The organism is Loktanella sp. IMCC34160, from assembly GCF_004145845.1.
Lineage (GTDB): Bacteria > Pseudomonadota > Alphaproteobacteria > Rhodobacterales > Rhodobacteraceae > SELP01.
The window spans coordinates 1-16,312 of record NZ_SELP01000012.1 but is presented as its reverse complement, the minus strand read 5'-3'; the positions used below and the strand labels follow the sequence as shown (position 1 = coordinate 16,312).

18 protein-coding genes and 1 pseudogene are annotated in these 16,312 nt (G+C 61.0%); 8 read left to right on the top strand and 11 right to left on the bottom strand.

What is annotated here, in order from left to right; translation table 11 throughout:
* The first annotated feature begins 282 nt into the window (after positions 1-282).
* The 8 genes from EU803_RS18380 (at position 283) to EU803_RS18345 (ending at position 8,670) form a co-directional block, all read left to right on the top strand.
* Positions 283-1,404, top strand: coding sequence for a LysR substrate-binding domain-containing protein (locus tag EU803_RS18380; protein WP_165352910.1), 1,122 nt, complete (start codon positions 283-285; stop codon positions 1,402-1,404).
* Between the two features lie 93 nt (positions 1,405-1,497).
* A complete protein-coding gene (gene add / locus EU803_RS18375) occupies positions 1,498-2,514 on the top strand; it encodes an adenosine deaminase (RefSeq protein ID WP_129685590.1) in 1,017 nt (338 codons plus the stop codon).
* Between the two features lie 85 nt (positions 2,515-2,599).
* Positions 2,600-3,595 (top strand): nucleoside hydrolase, encoded by a 996-nt coding sequence (locus tag EU803_RS18370; protein WP_165352909.1) that lies wholly within the window; start codon positions 2,600-2,602, stop codon positions 3,593-3,595.
* Position 3,596: 1 nt separating this feature from the next.
* The gene (locus tag EU803_RS18365) at positions 3,597-4,919 is read left to right on the top strand and encodes a sugar ABC transporter substrate-binding protein (RefSeq protein WP_129685586.1); all 1,323 of its coding nucleotides are present in this window, start codon (positions 3,597-3,599) and stop codon (positions 4,917-4,919) included.
* Positions 4,920-4,977: 58 nt separating this feature from the next.
* Positions 4,978-5,850 (top strand): sugar ABC transporter permease, encoded by an 873-nt coding sequence (locus EU803_RS18360; protein WP_129685584.1) that lies wholly within the window; start codon positions 4,978-4,980, stop codon positions 5,848-5,850.
* Positions 5,847-6,692: a carbohydrate ABC transporter permease gene (locus tag EU803_RS18355; protein WP_129685582.1), complete on the top strand. Its 846-nt coding sequence runs from the start codon at positions 5,847-5,849 to the stop codon at positions 6,690-6,692. The genes EU803_RS18360 and EU803_RS18355 overlap by 4 nt, the downstream gene beginning before the upstream one ends.
* 14 nt (positions 6,693-6,706) lie before the next feature.
* A complete protein-coding gene (gene ugpC / locus EU803_RS18350) occupies positions 6,707-7,777 on the top strand; it encodes a sn-glycerol-3-phosphate ABC transporter ATP-binding protein UgpC (RefSeq protein WP_129685580.1) in 1,071 nt (356 codons plus the stop codon).
* Positions 7,778-7,785: 8 nt separating this feature from the next.
* Positions 7,786-8,670, top strand: a complete 885-nt coding sequence (locus EU803_RS18345) for a PfkB family carbohydrate kinase (RefSeq protein WP_129685578.1) — start codon at positions 7,786-7,788, stop codon at positions 8,668-8,670.
* A gap of 210 nt (positions 8,671-8,880) precedes the next feature.
* Here EU803_RS18345 and ureG read toward each other — a convergent pair whose 3' ends face one another.
* The 11 genes and pseudogenes from ureG to EU803_RS18850 all read right to left on the bottom strand — a co-directional run.
* Positions 8,881-9,492: an urease accessory protein UreG gene (gene ureG, locus EU803_RS18335; RefSeq protein WP_129685576.1), complete on the bottom strand. Its 612-nt coding sequence runs from the start codon at positions 9,490-9,492 to the stop codon at positions 8,881-8,883.
* Positions 9,489-10,160, bottom strand: a complete 672-nt coding sequence (locus EU803_RS18330) for an urease accessory UreF family protein (RefSeq protein ID WP_242494416.1) — start codon at positions 10,158-10,160, stop codon at positions 9,489-9,491. The genes ureG and EU803_RS18330 overlap by 4 nt, the downstream gene beginning before the upstream one ends.
* On the bottom strand, positions 10,126-10,563 hold the full coding sequence (locus EU803_RS18325) for an urease accessory protein UreE (RefSeq protein ID WP_129685574.1): 438 nt from the start codon (positions 10,561-10,563) through the stop codon (positions 10,126-10,128). Before EU803_RS18325 ends, EU803_RS18330 begins: the two co-directional genes overlap by 35 nt.
* 11 nt (positions 10,564-10,574) lie before the next feature.
* The gene (ureC, locus tag EU803_RS18320; protein ID WP_129685572.1) at positions 10,575-12,317 is read right to left on the bottom strand and encodes an urease subunit alpha; all 1,743 of its coding nucleotides are present in this window, start codon (positions 12,315-12,317) and stop codon (positions 10,575-10,577) included.
* Positions 12,317-12,622, bottom strand: coding sequence for an urease subunit beta (locus tag EU803_RS18315; protein ID WP_129685571.1), 306 nt, complete (start codon positions 12,620-12,622; stop codon positions 12,317-12,319). The genes ureC and EU803_RS18315 overlap by 1 nt, the downstream gene beginning before the upstream one ends.
* The gene (locus tag EU803_RS18690) at positions 12,619-12,771 is read right to left on the bottom strand and encodes a hypothetical protein (RefSeq protein ID WP_165352908.1); all 153 of its coding nucleotides are present in this window, start codon (positions 12,769-12,771) and stop codon (positions 12,619-12,621) included. Before EU803_RS18690 ends, EU803_RS18315 begins: the two co-directional genes overlap by 4 nt.
* Positions 12,772-12,782: 11 nt before the next feature.
* Positions 12,783-13,085: an urease subunit gamma gene (locus tag EU803_RS18310; RefSeq protein WP_129685570.1), complete on the bottom strand. Its 303-nt coding sequence runs from the start codon at positions 13,083-13,085 to the stop codon at positions 12,783-12,785.
* Between the two features lies 1 nt (position 13,086).
* Positions 13,087-13,785, bottom strand: coding sequence for an urease accessory protein UreD (locus tag EU803_RS18305; RefSeq protein WP_242494415.1), 699 nt, complete (start codon positions 13,783-13,785; stop codon positions 13,087-13,089).
* Between the two features lie 499 nt (positions 13,786-14,284).
* The gene (locus tag EU803_RS18300; protein ID WP_129685568.1) at positions 14,285-15,352 is read right to left on the bottom strand and encodes a 3-carboxy-cis,cis-muconate cycloisomerase; all 1,068 of its coding nucleotides are present in this window, start codon (positions 15,350-15,352) and stop codon (positions 14,285-14,287) included.
* The gene (gene pcaD, locus EU803_RS18295; RefSeq protein ID WP_129685594.1) at positions 15,349-16,134 is read right to left on the bottom strand and encodes a 3-oxoadipate enol-lactonase; all 786 of its coding nucleotides are present in this window, start codon (positions 16,132-16,134) and stop codon (positions 15,349-15,351) included. Before pcaD ends, EU803_RS18300 begins: the two co-directional genes overlap by 4 nt.
* A pseudogene (locus tag EU803_RS18850) lies at positions 16,134-16,312 on the bottom strand (succinyl-CoA--3-ketoacid-CoA transferase); the annotation flags it as partial. The pseudogene EU803_RS18850 and the gene pcaD, both read right to left, overlap by 1 nt.

Below are 16,312 nucleotides of genomic sequence, written 5' to 3'. Positions count from 1 at the left end.
CGGGTCTCCTGACGAAATGCCGTGTTCACCGCTCAATACCCTCAAACAACTCAATCCAAGGGCGAACGTAACGGTACACCCCCACAAAGCAAGACGGAAATGCCGCACACGCAGAATGAATTCGGCCAACACGGGGGCACCCGCCAGGTCACTTTCCCACGGGCCGTAACGCGGCGGGGGAGGTCGGCGGTCAATGAGGGGTTTGGGCTGGGAGCGGTCATTCGCCGCGCCTGTCACGAAGGGTCGCTAAGGGCCGCGAGTGCTTGGGCTGGCGCGTTCGCATTGTGCACGGTTGGTCTTCCAGAACTTGATGGTGCGCGCATTGGCCGTAAGCAATTTGAGCAGAAATCCGCGCGCGAATTGTGGCGCCGGTTTCGGACGCCTCTATCGATAGGTCTGCGCGCGGCGCTGGTTCGCAATGGCACCACCTTTCCAACGCATGGATTTCCGCTTGCTCAACTGAAGCCAAACATGGCTGTATTCGGCAGAAATGAACTGGCGGACTGTGTGCAATTGGCGGAAATCCTCGACTACCTTAATGCCCTTAGGGTGTTCGAAGCAGTGGCGCGGCTCGGATCGGTCCGCAGCGCGGCGGCGGAATTGTCGGTAACCGATGGTGCGGTCTCGAAGCAGCTACGCGGCCTCGAAGCGGCGCTGGATGTGGAGTTGTTCATCCGCGGGCACCGAAGAATGATCCTGACCGAAGACGCGGCGCGACTTTCGGCCACGCTCGGGGATGCATTCGAAGCGATCGTCCGAGCGACGGAACATTTGCAGCACAGTTCCCGCAGCGGCACTATCAACATCGCGGCGCCTAGCACATTTCTGATCCGATGGCTGCTGCCACGTCTCTCCTCTCTGGAGGAACGTATCCGGGGAACTCAGATAAACCTCGTCACATGGAACAAGGATCTCGCGGCATCGGACCGGTCCATCGATATCCATGTAATCGTCGGCAAAGACACAGACCTTCCCGGCATGACCCGCGAAATCCTTGGGCCAGAGACATTTGGCCCGGTTGTTTGCGCAGCCAAGACACCGGCCGAGGCCAGCGACATCCTGAAGATGCGCCGCCTCGGCACCAGTTGGCCGACGGCAATGTGGCGCAATTGGTCGGCGGAAACAGGATATGACCTGCCAAACGACAGCGTGCTCCGGTTCGAACGGTTGTTGTTCGCCATCGAGGCTGCAGAGGCCGGATTGGGGGTCGCGCTAGCGCCCGGTCCGGCGGTGTGGGACGCGCTGGCGTCCGGTCGTTTGACGGCACCGTTGGGGCTACATCAACGGGACGGCCAGTGGAATCTCATCTGGCGGACAGACCAGACGTCCGGGCTGCATATGTCCATCCTTCGATGGTTTCAGAGGGAATTCGAGGCGTCCCAAGCCGCCGCAACGGTTGCCTGAAATAATCTCAACCAACAGGTGTTCAAGTCGTTTGCGCGCGCTCCGACGACGCGGGATTATCGTGTCACACCATCCGGAGGGACCGCGCTCGTCATGTTGTTTTCGTCAAGCTACTTGGCCCGGCCCAAGGTCGAATTGCACCTGCATATCGACTGTTCGGTGAGTTGGACGGCCCTTCAACGCCTTGAGACAGGTCTTTCGTTTGAAGACTTCAGGGCGAAATTCACCGCGCCAGAACGCTGCGCCTCGCTGAAACAATACCTCGACGCGATCGCGCCATCCTGTGCGCTCCTTCAGGACGCTCGGGCCCTGCAGGTCGTGACCGAAGAGCTTGTCGCCGAACTGGCGCAGGATGGCGTCATCTACGCAGAGTTACGCTTTGCACCGCACACGCATCTGGCTGGCGGGCTCGACCTTGATGGGGTCATGGCCGCGGTCGCCCAAGGGGTCAGGGCTGCGACGGACCAGTACGCAATTCGGGTCGGACTGATCCTTTGCGCCCTGCGGGATTACTCAGCTGAAAGCAATATCGCGGTGATCGACCTGGCGGCGCGCTGGCGCGACCGGGGGGTCGTCGGGGTCGATATCGCTGGTGATGAAGCGGGCCATCCTCTTGCCCACAACTACGCAACGTTTGACCGCGCACATGACCTCGGCCTCGACATCACCGCCCATGCTGGAGAGGCCGCGGGGGCGGAGAGCGTGCTTGAAGCCCTTGAGAAATTGCGCCCGAAGCGGATAGGGCACGGGGTCCGCTGCCTGGAAGACGATGCGGTCGTGGCATTGCTCAAGGCGCGTGACATCCATCTGGAAGTCTGCCCCTCCAGCAATGTCCAGGTCGGGGTGTTCCCATCTTTGGACCAACATAATGTCGACAAGCTGTCACGTCGTGGACTGTCGCTCGGCATCAACACTGATGCGCGAACTGTGGCGCCGATCTCTCTGTCGCAAGAATACGAGCGGCTGGAATCGACGTTTGGCTGGGGGCCGGGTGAGTTCCTTGCCCATAACCTGGAAGCCGCGCGTCATGCTTTCCAACCAGATGCCATCCGAGCGGAACTCGTCGAGTCACTTCTGACAGGTTGGAAATCGCCGCGCTCAGTCAGTTGAGTTTTTCTCCACCAACAGCCGAAAGCGTCATTTTTCACGACTGGCGTGATCGGCCAGATTAACCCGGGGAAGGCAAGGAATGAACATGTCACAACACCGCGTCATCATCGACTGCGATCCAGGGCACGACGATTTCGCGGCTATCGCGCTCGCAGCCCAGTCCAAGTCGATCCAAATCGAGGCGATCATTGCCGTGAACGGCAATGCACCACTGTCGCACACGGTTCGTAACGCCCTGTCCATCGCCGCGGCGCTTGATCTGGACTGTCCCGTCCATGCGGGGGCGGAACTGCCGTTCCTGCATCGATACGCCTACCCAACCGAATTCCACGGCGAGACGGGGCTGGACAGCTCCGGAGCGATGCTGCCGAACCATGACCGTGGGGCCGAACAGCGGCACGGTGCTTTGGAAATCATTCAGCGGGTCCGCGCGGCGCCGGGCGAGATTACCATCGTAGCTCTTGGTCCGATGACCGACATAGCGCTGGCCTTGACCCTTGATCCGGGCATTGCACCTCTGGTGCGCGAAATCGTCTTCATGGGCGGGGCGTTGTCCGGCGGCAACGTGACATCACAAGCCGAATTCAACATCTGGGCGGATCCGCATGCGGCGGCGATCGTGCTTGCGGCAGGTGTCAGGACAACCATGTTCGGGCTCGACGTGACCAATCGTGCCTGGCTGACGATGGACGAGCTGGCGTCGTTGCGTGAAGGCGTCGACACGCCGAACCCCTTGGCCGATATTCTTCAGTTCTATGCGGAAGGATCGGGAGACGTTCGTGCCGGGCGAACACCGGGCCCGGCTTTGCACGATCCTTGTCCGATAGCCTGGCTGATCCAGCCCGAGCTTTTCGAGGTGGAGGCCCTGCCGGTATCGGTCTGTTGCACAACAGGCGACCATTTCGGCACGACCTATTCCGACCGCCGGGCATGGCGCGACGAAGCGGCGCCAACCATCAGCGTCGCCACCGGCATCGACCGGGATGGCTTCGCAGGGCTCCTGACACCGGCACTGCATATGGCCGCAAAACAAATAGCTGAAAAGACGCAACTCCCCTGCACGCAATCCAACGGAGGATAGAATGAAATACCGCACCAAGCTGACAGTTTCTGCCCTGGCATTCGCCGCGGCAACCGCGGCTCAGGCCGAGACAACACTCAACATCCTTATGACGGAAGGGCTCGACAAGGCAGCGATGGAAGCCGTTGCCGCCGAATACATGGCGACCAACCCGGATGTGACCATCGAGATCCAAGCGCTGCCGTGGAGCCAGTTCTTCCAGGTGTCCGATCTGCGCCTGCGCTCGGGGGATGAAGAAGTAGACCTCATCTATACCGACGCCCCGGTTGTGGCCAACTATGCCGCCAATGGCTATATCGTCCCGTTTGAAGGCGAGATCGCAGACGAGGCGAAATCCACGCTGGTCGATGCCGCCATCAAGGCCGGCACCTTCGAGGGCCGGTTATTCGCGCTTCCAATGAACTCTTCGGCGCAGGTGCTGTACTACAACGCCGATCTGCTGGAAGGCGCCGGGGTCACTCCGCCCGTGGGCCTAGCGCCGGGTAGCACGGCGTCGGCGGAAGACATCGCCGCGATGGCAACCGATGGGCGCTGGACCTGGGAGCAGCTGCGGGATGCCGCGAAAGCGGTGACCGTTTCCGAAGGCGGGCGGACCGAAACCTGGGGTTTCGCTTTCGAACAATTCGGCGAGCTCTACCAACTGCAGCCGCTCGGCGCTTCCCTAGGCGGGACACTCATTTCCGATGACGCGATGAGCGCTGCCGATCACCTTGACGGCGCCGCCTGGCGCGAGGCCGCTGGCTGGTGGTCGGCGCTGTTCAACACGGACGAAGTCAGCCCGCGGGCGCTGGGTTTTGGTGAAGCGACGCAGATGTTCTTGAACGGGCAACTCGCAATGTTCGTTGGCGGCACATGGAACGTGCCGGCCGTGGCGGACAGCGACATCAATTTCGGCATCGCCGCGCATCCGCGCTTTGCCGATGGCACTGCCGCGTCACCGACCGGAAGCTGGTTCCTCGGTGTGCATGCCGCCTCGCCCGACATTGAGGCGGCGCGGGATTTCGCTGCCTACGCGACCCTGTCGCCGGAAGGTACCGAAACCTGGTTCGCCAATCTTAACCAGTTGCCGACCACGCTGGAACTGCTTGCCAGGATCGACACGGACGCTGCCTATGACGGTTTTCCGGGCAACGTAATGCGGCTGTCCGCGTGGGAGTCGCGCAACACGGCAGTGCCGCGCCCGGTAACTGTGGCCTATAGCCAGTTGCAGGATGCCTTCCGCACCGCTTTTGTCGATATCGCCAACGGCGTGGACATCGACGAGGCTCTGGTGACAGCTGTCGATGCCTACGACGAAGCTGCACGGCGCCTGAACCGGCAGTAGCGGCGCCAGGTGGGCTCCGAGCCTCCCGGCCGGGGCCCACACATCGCGAGGACGCAGAATGCGCAAGCACCCTTATCTTCTGATCTTCATGGCCTTGTTGCCAGCCCTGTTGGGTCTGGCATTGTTTCGCGTCTATCCGATCGTTCTGGCGCTGTTCGAAAGCCTGTTCTCGACTTATCGCGGGGACCGGCTGTTCGTTGGGCTGGAAAACTACGATCTGCTTCTGCGTGACAGTGGCTTCTGGCAGTCACTCAAGGTTACGCTCTGGTTCAACCTGATCATCAACCCGCTGCAGATCGCGCTGGCGCTTCTGCTGGCGATCATGTTCGTACAGAAAGTCCGGTTCATTGGGCTGTTCCGCTTCCTGTTCCTGATCCCGATCGGTGTGTCGCTGCCTGTGGCGGTGATCATCTGGCGGATCATGTTGCTGCCGGACGGGCTGGTGAACGGATTTCTGGGCACGCTTGGGGTGGAGCCGCTCCGCTTCCTCACGAGCCCTGATTTGGCGCTCTATGCGATCATCGCCATCGCGACCTGGAAAGGGATCAGCTATTGGATGATCTTCATCATCGGGGGGCTTCAGAACATCTCGCCCGAGATCCACGAAGCAGCGCGTCTTGAAGGCGCCTCGGCTTGGCAACGCCTCTGGATGATCACGCTTCCATTATTAAAACCGACGCTTTTGTTCGTGCTCGTCGCCGATGTGACGATCAATTTCCTGCTGTTCGCGCCGGTGTTCATGCTGACCAACGGCGGGCCGCGCGGGTCGACCAACGTATTGATGTATGAGGCCTACAAGTCCGGCTTTGTCTTCGGTGATATGGGCCGCGCAATGGCGATTGTCGTCATCCTCGTGGCGCTGCTTCTGGTCATCGTCGGGCTGCAATTCTGGCTTCTGTCCGGGCGGGGCAAGGGGAGGGCCGCACAATGAAACACCTGTCCACACCTCTCGCCCGTAAAATTGCGCTCTACGTCGCGCTTACGCTCACTGCCTTCCTCTTTGTATTGCCACTATGGTGGGCAATCATCTCGTCGTTTCGGCCGAACGATGCAATCTTCCGCGATCTCTTCCCATTCAGCCTGCGCGCCTTCCTGCCCGAACCTTTTTCGCTCGATGCCTATGTCGGAATCTTTCAGCGCGGGTTCGGCGGGATCATCTGGAATACGCTTCTTGTCTCAGGTCTCACGATGATTTTCGGGCTCGTCGTGAACGGGCTCGCGGGCTTTGCATTCGCGATCTTTGACTTCCCGGCGAAGAACACGATCCTCGCTGTCATCGTGGTCAGTTTCATGCTGCCTTTCGAGGCGATTGCCATGCCGCTCTACGGCGTCGTGCAGCAACTCGGCTGGATCGATCGGGTGGCCGCGCTGGTGGTGCCGTCCATTGCCAACGGGCTCGCGGTGTTCCTGTTTTATCAATTCTTCCGGCAAGTGCCGAAAGACTACTACGAGGCCGCGCGGCTGGAAGGAGCAAGCCCGCTCCGCATTCTCTGGAGTGTCTATGTGCCGCTGTCGATGCCAACATGCATCAGCGCCGGCCTGATGCTGTTTATCTTCCAGTGGGAGGCGTTTCTCTGGCCGCTTCTGGCCATGCCCGCACAGGAGTTCAAGGTCATCCAGGTCGGAATGGCCAGCTTTCAGGAACAATACACAACGGCTTGGAACGAGCTGTTCGGGGTTGCGGTCATCACCGCGCTGATCCCGATAGTCCTACTGCTTCCGTTGCAACGTTACTATGTCCAGGGGCTTGCTGGCTCCGGGCTCAAAGGCTGATCCAGGGGGAATCCATGGCGAAACTAGAAATCAGTGGTCTCCGCAAGACGTTCGGCCCGACCGAAGTGATCCCCGGTGCAGACCTTGAAATCGAAGACGGCGAGTTTGTCGTCTTCGTGGGCCCCTCGGGCTGCGGCAAGTCCACGCTCCTTCGGATGATCGCTGGGTTGGAAGAAGTCACTTCTGGCACCATTCGGATCGGCGACCAGGACGTAACGCGTGTCGACCCTGCCCATCGCGGCGTTGCGATGGTCTTCCAGTCCTACGCCCTGTTTCCACATATGTCCGTAGCTCAGAATATGGGCTTCGGTATGCGCGTGAACAGGGTTCCGAGGGCCGAGGCAGAGGCGAAGATCCGTAAGGCTGCCGATATCCTGCAACTTGGTCCCCTGCTGGACCGCAAGCCCGCTCAGCTGTCCGGTGGCCAGCGCCAGCGGGTGGCAATAGGGCGCGCCATCGTGCGCGAACCCGCGGTGTTCCTGTTTGATGAACCACTGTCGAACCTTGACGCCGAACTTCGCGTGCAGATGCGGATCGAGCTTTCGGCGCTTCACCAGCGACTGAAGTCGACGATGATCTATGTGACTCACGACCAGGTCGAAGCAATGACACTGGCCAACAAGATTGTCGTTCTTCGCGCCGGTCGGATCGAGCAGGTGGGCGCTCCACTAGACCTCTACGACGATCCGGACAACCTGTTCGTCGCGGGCTTTATCGGTAGTCCCCGGATGAATTTCTTTGACGCTACCGTCGCCGAAGGTGGAGGTGTCGTTCTTGCGGGCGAAACCGCTTTGCACCTTCCGCTCGAAGGAGTGTCGCTGCCCGCGCCCGGCTCAGAGGTCGTGGTGGGATGCAGACCGGAGCACTTTGTCGTCGGGGCCGAAATGGGTCTGAGGATGAATGTGACGGCTGTGGAGCATCTGGGCACCGTGAGCGTCGCGTACGCGGCGCGCCCGGAGGGCGACCCGGTTGCCGTTGAATTGCAGGACCGGCGTGATGTGTCGCCCGGCGACCAGCTTGCGCTCGGCTTCCCGCCGCAACGCACATTAGTCTTCGACAAAGCCACCCAAAGTCGGCTGCGATAGGCCCCACGATGACGATCCTCAACATCGGTTCGATCAACAGGGACCGTGTCTTTCGAGTGGCACATTTCCCCCTTCCCGGCGAAACACTTGTCGCATCCGCGGTCCAAGTGGGGCTGGGCGGTAAAGGCTTGAACCATTCCGTCGCCATCCATCGATCCGGCGGCCGTGTCCGGCATCTGGGAGCGATCGGGCACGGCGACACTGACATGCGCGCTCGGATCTCGGATCTCGGCATTTCAGAAGACGCGATCGTCGAAGTAGAGGGGGCAGAGACCGGAAGTGCGTTGATCCTCGTCGATGTGGCTGGCGAGAACCAGATCGTTATCGATCCGGGCGCGAACCGGTGCATCCCGTCGCACGTAATCGAGAAGGAAATCGGCGCCCTCAGGCCAAGCGCTGATTGGATATTTTTGCAGAATGAGACCAATGGCCTCTCCGAGGCAATCACCTTGGCCAAGGCCGCGCAAATCCGCGTAGCCCTTGCTGCGGCGCCCTTTGAAGCCGACGTCGTCCTACCGCTCTTGGGTGACCTCGATTTACTGGCCGTCAACGCAATCGAATACGCCCAACTCTGCGCCGCGATCGGTGGGGCCGACAAGCTGCCGGAGGGCCTGAGAATGTTTATATCACACGGAGCTCAAGGAGCGGAATTCCGCAGCCCGGAAATAACCTGTTCGGCGCCGGCCCTGCCAGTTACGCCTGTCGACACCACTGGGGCAGGCGATACCGCCTTTGGCGCCTTCCTCGCGCGGCTCGATCTCGGAGAACGTCCAGAACTGGCCTTGAGGTTTTCAATGGCCGCGGGCGCCATTCAGGTCACTCGCTCCGGTGCCGCAACAGCGATACCTTTCGAGCGCGAAGTAAAGCGTCTCCTCGCAACCCTCAGCGCATGATCCCGATCTGATTGATACCGATCCGGGGATCGACGATGCCCTTGCCATCCTGTTCGCGGTGGCCAGCGACAGCTTCGATATCGAGGGTTTGAAGAAGGTGTCCGGAAAAGTACCCGTCGAAACTGCGACCCAAAATGCGAGTTGGCTGCTCGGCCGATTGGCGGACTCGCACAAATTCACGGACCGAACAAGTCGTTGGTACGCCAGCCCTTAGACGCCGCCGATATCACGGATGTGATCCAAGATTGCGCCAACGCCTTCGCGGGCCTTTAGGTTTGTAAACAGCGTCGGCAGGTTAGGGCGCATTCGCGCGGAATCGCGTTCCATCACTTCCAAACTCGCGCCGACGTAGGGCGCAAGGTCCGTCTTGTTGATCACCAGGATGTCTGACCGCGTCACCGCCGGGCCGCCCTTGCGCGGGATCTCCTCGCCCGCGGCGACGTCGATCACATAGATTGTCAGGTCTGCCAATTCGGGGCTGAACGTGGCGGACAGGTTGTCGCCGCCGCTTTCGATCAGCACGATCTCTAGATCGGGATGGCGGGCGGTCATCTCGGCGACGGCGGCCAGATTGATCGAGGCATCTTCGCGGATCGCGGTATGCGGACAGCCGCCCGTCTCGACGCCGATGATCCGGTCCGAGGGGAGCACTTGCAGGCGCACCAAGGCCTCTGCGTCCTCCTGAGTGTAGATGTCATTGGTGATCACGCCGATGGAATGGGTCTCTCGAAGGCGCTCTGACAAGGCCGCGGTCAATGTTGTCTTGCCTGCGCCGACGGGACCGCCAATCCCTATGCGCAGGGGGCCGTTGGGGCTGTTCATGTTCGGAAGATCCTTGAGTATTGGGTTTCGTGTTTCATCGACGCGATGTCGCCCAGAAAGGCGGTAGAGGAGAGCCGTGAGATGTCTCCATGCGCGGTGGCCTCTGCTATTCCGGGCAATCGCTTTGTAAGCCTGTGCAGGATTTGTTGCCCGGCCGTCTGTCCAACAGGCACAAGGCGTTGGCCCGCCGCGACAAGATTGGACAGGAACGCTTGCAGATAAAGCGTTTGCGTCAGGTGCAGCGGCAAATTCGCCCGCCGCGAGGCCCCACCAAGGCCAACTGGATAGGTCAGCCCAGACAAGTCGCCGCCCCAGATCGTTTCGGTCACCTGTGCAAATGCAGCGCCTTGTTGATCGGTCTCCAGCAGCCGCTCCTTGCCAGCGGCAAAGGCCCGGGCGGTCTTGTCGATCTCCCGCAATGCCCTCGCGTCGCACGCCCGCCAGGCGGCTGCTATGAACAAGGCATCAGAACGCCCGGCGCCATGCTCCAGGACGTCGTCAAGCCATGCCTCCAAACTGGTGGCGTCGGTCACCCAGCGCTGATCTGCCGCCGCTTCAAGCCCATGCGAATACGCGAAGGCACCGATCGGGTAGGCAGGCGACAGCCATTGTGCGAGCGTCAGGATCTGGGCGTCAGTGGCTGTGGCCATGTGTGCGTCCGTGACCATATGCGCCACCTTCGGGCGTGAATGCTTCGTGCACGTCCCGCAGGGTCGCGCCCAGTTTTCCGAGCATGTCGCGCAACACATGATCGTTTTGTATCAACAGCCGATCCGGCGCGATCTGACAGGGCGTGTGGCGGTTGCCGATGTGCCAGGCAAGGCGTGTCAAATCTCCGGTGACCTCTAGGAGGGCTTCGCTGGCGGGCACGACGCCAACAAGGCGGCCGTCATCAAGTTGAAAGCTGTCGCCACTGCCCAGCGATGTGGTCTGTGCCAGATCAACAAGAAACCTCTCTCCCTTCTCGGTTGTCAGCACCTTGCGGCGCAGGAACCGATCTTCGTAGGTGAGCGTGACGTGATCGTCCACGTGATGGCTGTGAGTGATGGAGCGGGCGGTGGGAAGCTGCATCTATATCGTCCTCAGAACATGAAATAGCGCTGCGCCATCGGCAGGACGTCTGCGGGCTGGCAGGTCAGAAGTTCACCATCGGCGCGGACTTCGTAGGTCTCGGGATTCACTTCCATCCTGGGCGTGGCATCATTAAGCCTAAGGTCTTTCTTGCCGATGTTGCGGGTGTTGGTCACCGCGACGGTTTGCTTTGCCAGTCCCAAAGCGGCCCCAATACCCGCCGCCTGCGCCGCCGCACTGACGAAGGTCACTGCGCTATGTTCGACAGAGCGGCCGAAAGCCCCGAACATAGGGCGCGAGTAGACCGGTTGCGGCGTTGGGATAGAGGCGTTGGGGTCGCCCATCTGGGCCATGACGATGGTGCCAGACATCAGAACCATTTCCGGCTTTACGCCAAAGAACGCGGGGTTCCACAGGACAAGGTCAGCGCGTTTGCCTTCCTCGATACTTCCGATCTCATGGGCGATGCCATGGGCGATTGCAGGGTTGATCGTGTACTTCGCGATATAGCGTCGGACGCGGAAGTTGTCGTTGTCCCCGGTCTCTTCCGCCAGTCGCCCGCGCTGCTTTTTCATCTTGTCGGCGGTTTGCCATGTGCGGATCAGAACCTCGCCCACACGTCCCATCGCCTGACTGTCGGACGCGATGATCGAAAACGCACCCATGTCGTGAAGAATATCCTCGGCTGCAATCGTCTCGCGCCGGATGCGGCTTTCGGCAAAGGCCACGTCCTCGGGGATGGATTTGTCGAGGTGATGGCAGACCATGAGCATGTCGAGATGCTCTTCGAGGGTGTTAACGGTGAAAGGGCGGGTCGGGTTGGTGGAGGAGGGCAGGACATGTTCTTCGCCGCATATCTTGATGATGTCGGGTGCGTGACCGCCGCCGGCCCCTTCGGTGTGAAAGGCGTGGATGGTGCGGCCCTTCATGGCCCTGAGGGTATGTTCGACAAAACCGCTTTCGTTCAGGGTATCCGTATGGATCATGACCTGGACATCCATCGCGTCGGCCACGCACAGGCAGCAGTCGATTGCGGCGGGTGTCGTGCCCCAATCTTCGTGCAATTTCAATGCGCACGCCCCAGCGGCCACCTGTTCTTCCAATGCGCCGGGAAGCGATGCATTGCCCTTGCCGGCAAAAGCAAGGTTCATCGGAAACGCATCGGCGGCCTGTAACATGCGCCCAATGTGCCAAGGCCCGGGCGTGCACGTTGTCGCGAGGGTGCCGTGGGCCGGACCCGTGCCCCCGCCAAGCATGGTGGTCAGCCCGGAATGCAGCGCATCTTCGATCTGTTGGGGGCAGATGAAGTGAATATGGCTGTCAAATCCGCCCGCCGTGAGAATGCGCCCTTCACCAGCGATCGCTTCGGTTCCGGGGCCGACGATTATGTTCACCCCCGGTTGCGTGTCGGGGTTGCCTGCCTTGCCGATCTTGTGAATCCGCCCGTCGCGCAGGCCGACATCAGCCTTGTAGATGCCGGTATGGTCGACGATCAGCGCATTGGTGATCACAGTATCGACCGCCCCCTGCGCGCGCGTGACCTGGGATTGCCCCATGCCGTCGCGGATCACCTTGCCGCCGCCGAACTTGACCTCTTCGCCATAGACCGGGGTGTTGGACCCGCCGGCGGCCAATTCGGCCGTCAAGTCGCGCTCGACCTCGATGATCAGGTCGGTGTCGGCAAGGCGCAGCTTGTCGCCAGTGGTGGGGCCGAACATGGCGGCATAGTCGGCACGCGCAATCTGAACCGGCATCACACCTCCCCCATAACCTGTTGGTTGAAACCAAAGACGCGGCATGCGCCCGCGTAGGGCACCAGTTGCACTTCGCGGCGCTGGCCGGGTTCAAACCGCACTGCCGTGCCCGCTGCAATGTCGAGGCGGCGACCGTGCGCGGCCGCGCGGTCAAATTCCAACGCCGGGTTCGCTTCGGCGAAATGGTAATGAGAGCCGACCTGAACCGGCCTGTCCCCCGTGTTGGCAACCATCAACATGATCGCTGGCCGCCCCGCGTTCAGGGTCAGCTTGCCGTCTGCGGGAAACAGCTCTCCCGGGATCATGTGCGCGTCTTCCAGAGAAAAAACACCACGGTGGCCACAGCAATGGCCAGCAACAATGCCAGATAGGGATCTGCCGTGTGAACATGGGTGGCTGCGTTTTCATGTGCCAACGCCGGCGTGGCGATCAGGAACAGGGGGGCATATTTCATGTCGTGGTCTCCTATCGGATCGGGTTGTGGACGGTCACCAGCTTGGTGCCGTCGGGAAAAGTCGCTTCGACTTGAACGTCGTGGATCATCTCGGGGATGCCTTCCATGCATTGATCGCGCGTCACCACATGGGCCCCGGCCTCCATCATATCGGCGACAGAGCGGCCATCGCGCGCGCCCTCGACTACGGCGTCGGTGATCAGCGCAATCGCTTCCGGGTGGTTCAGTTTCACGCCGCGTGCCAGCCGTTTGCGGGCGACGTCGGCAGCGACGGCAATCAGAAGTTTGTCTTTTTCGCGGGGGGTCAGGTTCATGTCAGATCGTCCAGCATTTGGGCAATTGGTCGTTGGTCAAACGGTTGAGGATCGGGATCAGGGACCGGCGCAGCGCAAAACTATCGTCAGTCAAGAGGCGAAGGACCAGCAGGTCTTCACCGATCAGGCTTGCGCCCGCCAGATTGGGCAGCATTTCGCGTAGGGGGCCAAGGTGGGCCTCGGCATCAGCCGCGACATACATCAAGAGCGCCATTGCCCGTGCCCCGGCCGCGATGTTGGGCCGATCTAGATGCGCGGCCATATCCCCGTCAAAGGCGACTGCGTCCAGAAACAAGGGGCACCCATCGCGTAGAATTTCGATGCGGTCGTGCCAGCGCAGGGACGTCAGTTCTTCACCCATCGCGGCCCGTCCAAACACCAGCGGTTCTACGACAAGTGCGCTGGCGCCTGTCTCAAGGTTCAGTCTGAGAGATCGCCGCATGTGGCTGCCGTTGAACAGGATTGTCTCTTGCGGAAGCCAGTTAAGGTGTCCGCCCCGGGACACCTGCAATGCCGTGTTCAGCCGCCCCGGCTGCCCTGGTTGCACACGATAGGCCCTTTCGCAGGCCTGCGTCGTCAACGTCAAATCGCAGTCCGCCGCCACCCGCGCGGCAATCTGAAACTGGTCTCCGCCTGTGATCCCGCCAGCCGTGTTCACCACCACGGCTTCCAGCCCACCGGTCCTTTTGCGCGGAAACAAGCACCTGAGCGAACCGGACTGTCGCAGGGTCTCCAACACGGTCGCGCCGGTACCATTTGACTTGACCGACAGCGAAATCTGCCCAACCGCCCGTGGCTGAACGGGCTGTGCGGACTCGTCCGATATTCGGGTGGTCAGAGTAATGGTGGCCTCCGTTGGCATCGCTCCGAAAGAAGTCCTCCGACGGGGCCGACCGATGATACTACTAGAATGGTGCAAACAGCGGGCGACGGAGGGCAAGTGCCTGCTTTTTGGCGCTCAAATCACCGGAATGCGCGAAAACTATGCAAAATCAGAACCGAGACTCCGGCGCGTGCAGTCGACGACATTCGAAGCAGAGATGGTCCCGTCTGGACGGTCCTGATGCCTGCGCGGTGCGCTATGGCCAACAGGCATAAGATCAAAGGTGCATAGAACAGATGTTGAACTTTGTCCGAGCTCAAAATCTCGGCCCACCTCGACCAAAATTCGTCGTTGACCGTTAGATCGTAATCACCGGTCAAATCGAATGCGCGCGCTTGTTTCCTAGGCTTTTGATTTGCGCGCACAGCGTCAATGACGCCGCGAGGGCGCGGGCGGTTGTCACAGACATCTGCGGCAAGATCATCCATTCGAGCATCCAGGCCGCACCCGAGCGTTCCTGTTCATGCACCAAGGCCTGATGCATCCCAGCAAGTTGGGTCGCATTGAAACGCGCCAGCGTCACCAGAAGCTCTGCCAGAACTGGGTTCGATTTATGCGGCATGGCCGAGGAGCCGCCGCCTGCCGCCAGCGTGACTTCGTCGATGCCCTGTTGCGCCATCAGCGCCACATCCTGCCCGATCTTGCCAAGGCTGCCGGTGATCAGCGACAGACACCCGGCATAGGCCGCAACGCTCGACCGGTCGGTGTGCCAGACAGGGCCATCCTGTAGTCCCAGAACGCTTGCCATCTGCGCGGCAATCTGTGGACCGGCCTGGCCGGAATCGCCCCGTGTTCCGACAGCGCCGCCAAGTTGCAGCCGTTCGACCTGCGGTCGCAAAGCATCCAGCGCGGCGATATGGGATGCCAGCGGTTGCCGCCAGGACGCAAGACGGTCCCCGGCGGTGATCGGCAGGGCGGCCTGCATACGGGTGCGACCCATCAGGGCGTTCGGGCCTTGGGTCTGCGTCAGTTCCGCAAGCTTTACATCGAGGTCCTTCAACCGGTCTTGCAAGAGGCCGGTCAAAGCTTTCAGCGTCAGGGAAAGTGCCGTGTCCATGACATCCTGCGAGGTGGCCCCGGTGTGGACGGCGGCATGATAATCGCCTGCCGCAGCACGAAGTTGCCTGACCAGATTTGGGATCGGCAGGCCATCGGTGCCTGTCCCGCGTGCGAGGCCGTGCAGGTCGATTTCTGCGGTCTCGATGATAGATGCCGCCGCCTCGCCGTGGTTCGGGGGAACTTGACCGGCGCTCTCTTTGGCGCGGGCGAGCGCGGCTTCGAAAGCGCGGAAGTGACCCAGTTGCACCTCCGCCGACCAGAGGGCAGCGGCCTCCTCGTCGCCAAAAAGACCAAACAACCAAGGGTGTTCGAATACCGATATCATCTTTGAAGCCCCACATGATCCATGATGTCCTGCGCGAGTCTCTCGGGAGCCTCGATGCAGGGCAAATGACCAACATCGTCGTAGCAGGTGAAACGCGCTCCGGTGATGAGCTGTGACATTTCCTGTACCAGACCCGGCGGGGTCGCCTGATCGTCGGCTCCGGCAATGCAGAGGGTTGGGCAGGTGATGTTCAGGGCCACCTCGGTCAGGTCCGCATCGCGGATTGCCGCACAAACCGCGCGATAGCCTTTTGACGGTGTCCTTGCCAGCATCATGCGGTATCCGGCCGTCAACAGAGGATGGGTTTTGCGAAATGTGGGCGAGAACCAGCGTTCAATGATGCCCTCCGCCATCGGCCCGAGGCCGCAGTTGTCCAAAGTCTCGATCCGTTCCTGCCAACTCTCTGCCGTGCCGATGCGATGTGCCGTGTTGCAAAGGACCAGCGCCGCAACAAGATCGGGCCGGGATGCCGCCAGTGACTGTGCGATCATGCCGCCGACTGACACCCCGCAAATCAGTGCGCCCGACAGGTTCTTCGCGTCCATAAGTGTCGCAAGGTCCTCGGCGAAACCCTCAATGCTATCCGTCCCGTCCTGAGACAGGCCATGCCCGGATTTGTCATAGGCGAGCGTCGACCAGCCCAGCGGCAATCCCGCGATCACCTGGTCCCAGATACGCAGATCCGTGCCAAGGGAATTGACGAGCACGATCGGCATATCCGCTTTGCCAAGGCGGAGGTCGATATGGTGCACTCGGTCACGGATCGCTATGAACTCAGCCATCACACCAGGTTTGCTTCGGTTGCTGCGGTGATTTCTTCGCGCGTGACGCCATCGGCGAGTTCGACGATGTGCAGCCCTTTGTGGGTGACGTCGAGGACGCCGAGGTTGGTGATGATCCGGTCCACGACGCCCTTGCCGGTCAGCGGCAGGGTGCATGATTTCAGGACCTTGCTGTCGC

Coding starts and splice junctions, on each gene's coding strand:
- EU803_RS18690 (WP_165352908.1), bottom strand. CDS start 12,771: ATGAAATATGCCCCCCTGTTCCTGATCGCCACGCCGGCGTTGGCACAT.
- ureC (WP_129685572.1), bottom strand. CDS start 12,317: ATGCCGGTTCAGATTGCGCGTGCCGACTATGCCGCCATGTTCGGCCCC.
- EU803_RS18365 (WP_129685586.1), top strand. CDS start 3,597: ATGAAATACCGCACCAAGCTGACAGTTTCTGCCCTGGCATTCGCCGCG.
- EU803_RS18370 (WP_165352909.1), top strand. CDS start 2,600: ATGTCACAACACCGCGTCATCATCGACTGCGATCCAGGGCACGACGAT.
- pcaD (WP_129685594.1), bottom strand. CDS start 16,134: ATGGCTGAGTTCATAGCGATCCGTGACCGAGTGCACCATATCGACCTC.
- ugpC (WP_129685580.1), top strand. CDS start 6,707: ATGGCGAAACTAGAAATCAGTGGTCTCCGCAAGACGTTCGGCCCGACC.
- add (WP_129685590.1), top strand. CDS start 1,498: ATGTTGTTTTCGTCAAGCTACTTGGCCCGGCCCAAGGTCGAATTGCAC.
- ureG (WP_129685576.1), bottom strand. CDS start 9,492: ATGAACAGCCCCAACGGCCCCCTGCGCATAGGGATTGGCGGTCCCGTC.
- EU803_RS18330 (WP_242494416.1), bottom strand. CDS start 10,160: ATGGTCACGGACGCACACATGGCCACAGCCACTGACGCCCAGATCCTG.
- EU803_RS18345 (WP_129685578.1), top strand. CDS start 7,786: ATGACGATCCTCAACATCGGTTCGATCAACAGGGACCGTGTCTTTCGA.
- EU803_RS18310 (WP_129685570.1), bottom strand. CDS start 13,085: ATGAACCTGACCCCCCGCGAAAAAGACAAACTTCTGATTGCCGTCGCT.
- EU803_RS18360 (WP_129685584.1), top strand. CDS start 4,978: ATGCGCAAGCACCCTTATCTTCTGATCTTCATGGCCTTGTTGCCAGCC.
- EU803_RS18325 (WP_129685574.1), bottom strand. CDS start 10,563: ATGCAGCTTCCCACCGCCCGCTCCATCACTCACAGCCATCACGTGGAC.
- EU803_RS18355 (WP_129685582.1), top strand. CDS start 5,847: ATGAAACACCTGTCCACACCTCTCGCCCGTAAAATTGCGCTCTACGTC.
- EU803_RS18315 (WP_129685571.1), bottom strand. CDS start 12,622: ATGATCCCGGGAGAGCTGTTTCCCGCAGACGGCAAGCTGACCCTGAAC.
- EU803_RS18300 (WP_129685568.1), bottom strand. CDS start 15,352: ATGATATCGGTATTCGAACACCCTTGGTTGTTTGGTCTTTTTGGCGAC.